We start from the raw sequence: 3,684 nt of genomic DNA on the forward strand, positions 1-3,684 counted from the left end.
CCTTCATTCGGCGTGTACTCGCAGACGCCCTCGCCGTTATGCTGGCACTCCTTCACCGTATACGTCCCGGCTGGCAGCTCGTTCTGCCCTTCCGTCAAGGCAACCAGTTCGCTGCCCTGCCAGTAGGCGCAGGGGCTGTCGCCCGTCTGCCCCAGCATTTCGAGGAGGGTTCCGCTTTCGTTATAAATTGCACCGCCCGTGCTCTTGATCGTGCCGCCGGTAATGGTTGTGGTGCCTTTGAAGGCATACACGCCCCAGTCGCCTGCCGTGATCGTGCCGCCGGTAATGGTTGTGGTGCCGCTGGAGACAGACACGCCCCGGCTGTCTGCCGTGATCGTGCCGCCGGAAATCGTTGCGGTGCCGCTGGAGACATACACGCCCCGGCTGTCTGCCGTGATTGTGCCGCCGGAAATCGTTGCCGTGCCGCTGGAGACATCCACGCCCCGGTTGTCTGCCGTGATTGTGCCGCCGGTAATGGTTGCCGTGCCGCTGGAGGTGACATTCACGCCGTTGCCCATCGAACCGTTCGCCGTGATTGCGCCGCCGGAAATGGCAGCCATGCTGCCCGACTGGACCATCACGCCGTTGCCCACCGAACCGTTCGCCGTGATTGTGCCGCCGGAAATGATAGCCGTGCCGGAGCTGACTTTCACGCCGCTGCCGCTATAGCCGTTCACCGTGATTGCGCCGCCGGAAATCTTTGCTGTGCCGCCGTAGACATACACGCCGTGCATTCTATCGCCGGGCACACGGATCGCGCCGCCTGTCAGCTTGAACGTGCCGCCGGAGACATACACGCCGTGGCTGCTCTCGTCGTCCACATTGATTGTGCCGCCTTTCAGCTCGAACGTGCCGCCGTTGGCCTCAATGGCAGAGCTCATAGAGGTAGACTTCTCCGGGGCATAGTTCATCGTGAAGTCATTGCCGTCGCTGTTTTTCGCGCTGGTCAAGGTGATATTCTGACCGCTCGTTACGGTCAGCGTTTCGGTGAGCGTCACATCCTTCAGCAGCGTGACGGTGGCCGGATTTTCCGCAGCCCCCTCTTGCGCCTTTTTCCAGGCTTCGGCAAACTCCGTGTAATAGGTGGTGACGCCGCCAATGGTCACTCTGGCCTCATCACCTTCCTGTTGGGCGGCATGACCCTCTGCCAGGTCGGGGTCGTTGGCCCCGTCCAGCGCCTCTTGCAGCGCATAACAGCGGGAGAGGTCAAGCTGCTCCTGTTCCTCCCCGGTCAGTTCTGCAAACAATGCAAGTATCTGCTCAAGCTGCGCCCGCACTTTCTCCGCATTCTCATCCGTGATGCTCCCCACATCCGGCAGGGCGGCAATCAATTCCTCTATCGGGCAGATGCGGCACTCATAAGTACACGGGCTGCCTTCCCCATTCTCTGACGCAGGCTGGTAGCCGCAGGATTCATCATGTTCCCGATGGTGCTTGCAGATGCTGGTATCTTCCGGCTGTGCCATATCTTCTTCCGCAGATTTCCCTTTGCAGTCCGACAGGCTGGAATCCTCTGCGCCGCAGACCGGGCAGTCAGGATTGATCTGACCCTCTGTACAGAGGGTCAAACAAGAGCAATGCTCTTGTTTGACGATTCCTGTTTCCGGTTCCTTGTCGGCTTCGCCGCTGTCCTGCGGATTGCAGATTTCACACACATAGGTGCATGGCGTTCCCGGCGTTTCTTCCGTATAGCCGCAATCGTCCGTATGCGCGGCGTGGTGTTCGCACAGCCCGGTTTCCGGCTGTCCTCTGTCTGCCACCGCATGAACCGGAGTTCCTGACATGGTAACAATCATCACCGCAGACAGCAGGAACGCCAGCGGCCTCCTTAACTTGTTTCTCATAAAATGCCCTCCTGATATTTTGAAAAATGTATGGTTCACAATTCCCTGTGTTTGGATGAATCCCGCGCCCTGGGCAGGCGCTTTTTGGTTTTGGGACGGGCGGCTCACAAAGCGTTTGTGTTTTGCGTCATAAGCTGCCCTCTGCGGCGTAGAAGCTGCCCAAAGGCTTTCTGCATGGCGGGCAGGGCAACAGGCTTTCGCCCAAACCAGTCCGCGTTGTAGCGGTAGGCGCGCAGGGCGAAGTCCAGGTCAGAAAACCAGAAAATCCGCGCCTTTGGCCGTTCCTCCCGCAGCAGTTCCACCACCTCCAGGCTGAACGTGCCGTCCTGCGCCACCACAAACAGGTCAAAATCTGGCCCGTCCCGCACCATGCTGCAAAAATCCTCCTGTCTGGCATAGGGGACGATTTCCGCAAAACGCAGGTGTTCCCTGGCGCACCGGTCAAGCTGCCCTGACAGTGCTTTCAGTTCTCCGGGGTTTTCATTATAAAGTGCAATCCTCAATCCGGCTCCTCCTTTCCGCAGTATATAAAAATGAAAAAATGGCATCAAAAAAACCGACCCTTTTAAGGAATCGGTTATATATTTAGCATAGCGTTTTTCCCGTTCTTGTCAATAGGCTCTGCATGAGATGTCAAAAATCTGCATGAGATGTAGGTCAGGACGCTGAAAATATGGTATAATGGGTCTTGACAAACGAAGTCTTTTGTGTTAGGAGGCGAAAATGATGCGAATTGCCATTGCAGACGACCTTTCCGCAGACGCTGGGAAACTGCGGGAATTTATCTGCCGCTGGGCGTGGGAGCAGGGGATTGTCCTGGTTCCGGCCCCGGCAGTTTTTGAAAGCGGCGAAGCCCTGCTTGCAGGCTTTGCCCCGGATACCTTTGATGTGATTTTTCTGGATATTTATATGTCCGGCATGACCGGCATGGAAGCGGCGAAAAAAATCCGGGAGCAGGACGATGCCTGCCAGCTAATCTTTACGACAACCACCAAGGAATTTGCTGTGGACAGCTATGATGTGGCGGCGGCATTTTACCTGGTCAAGCCCTATTCCTATGAAAAGCTGGCACAGGCCCTGACCCGGTGCGGGGCAAAGCTTCTGGAACAGAACCAGTGCGTGATGGTTCCGGGCGCGGCAGGACAGCAGCCGCTCCTGCTTCACCAGATTACCCATACGGAATACTGCGGACGCTGTGTGGAAGTCCATATCACCAGCGGGGAAAAGATAACCGTCCCCATGCGGCAGGCGGATTTTGCGGCTTTGCTGCTGGACTATCCCTATTTCTGTGACTGTACGCGGGGCGTCCTGGTCAATTTCGAGCAGGTGGAGGAGCTGCTGGCTGACCGTTTTCTTTTGAAAAACGGGACAGCGGTTCCAATCAGCCGGTTAAAATACCGGGAGGTGCGGGAACAGTTTCTCGCTTTTACTTATGCCCGGATGAGAGGAGGGCATTAGAGATGGGAAATGATACCGTTCTCCGCCCAATGCTGGAGCTTTCGGTTATAATCCCCGGCGCTGTTTTGTGTTATCTGCCCATGAAAGGACACCTGAATGGAAAGGGCAGACGGATCGCTTTGTGGGGAATCCCCGCTCTGTTGCTGTGGGCTGTTGCGGGCGGCGCTGCCTGTTACAGATTCCGGTGGGATACGAACCTCTGGCTGGTTCCCTCGCTGGCGCTGTCTGCCCTGTTTTACTGCCGGACAATCACGCTGTCTTACTGGAAAACCGTCAGCGTATTTCTGGCGGTCTGCGGGACGTTTTCCACTTTGAGAAATCTGGCAGTCCTGGCGGACGCCCTGCTTTCGCCCAAAAGCGGCCCTGTGGTTTTTTCTCTGGG

Annotated in this window: 3 protein-coding genes and 1 pseudogene; 2 read left to right on the plus strand and 2 right to left on the minus strand. The window is 56.9% G+C overall.

The genetic code is table 11. From position 1 onward, the window contains the following. Both C814_RS24565 and C814_RS13680 read right to left on the minus strand, forming a co-directional pair. Positions 1-1,844 (minus strand): hypothetical protein (locus tag C814_RS24565; protein WP_016315938.1); only part of this gene is annotated, 1,844 nt, incomplete at its 3' end. 104 nt (positions 1,845-1,948) lie between these two features. Next, positions 1,949-2,347, minus strand: coding sequence for an OTU domain-containing protein (locus C814_RS13680; RefSeq protein ID WP_016315939.1), 399 nt, complete (start codon positions 2,345-2,347; stop codon positions 1,949-1,951). Between the two features lie 220 nt (positions 2,348-2,567). On the opposite strand from C814_RS13680, the gene C814_RS13685 reads away from it, so the two are divergent. Both C814_RS13685 and C814_RS13690 read left to right on the plus strand, forming a co-directional pair. Next, positions 2,568-3,302 carry a LytR/AlgR family response regulator transcription factor gene (locus tag C814_RS13685; protein WP_016315940.1) on the plus strand — a complete coding sequence of 245 codons (735 nt, stop codon included), beginning with the start codon at positions 2,568-2,570 and terminating at the stop codon, positions 3,300-3,302. Positions 3,303-3,304: 2 nt separating this feature from the next. Beyond that, positions 3,305-3,684: pseudogene (locus C814_RS13690) on the plus strand (GHKL domain-containing protein); the annotation flags it as partial.

The organism is Anaerotruncus sp. G3(2012), assembly GCF_000403395.2.
In the GTDB taxonomy this organism is placed as follows: Bacteria; Bacillota; Clostridia; order Oscillospirales; family Ruminococcaceae; genus Anaerotruncus.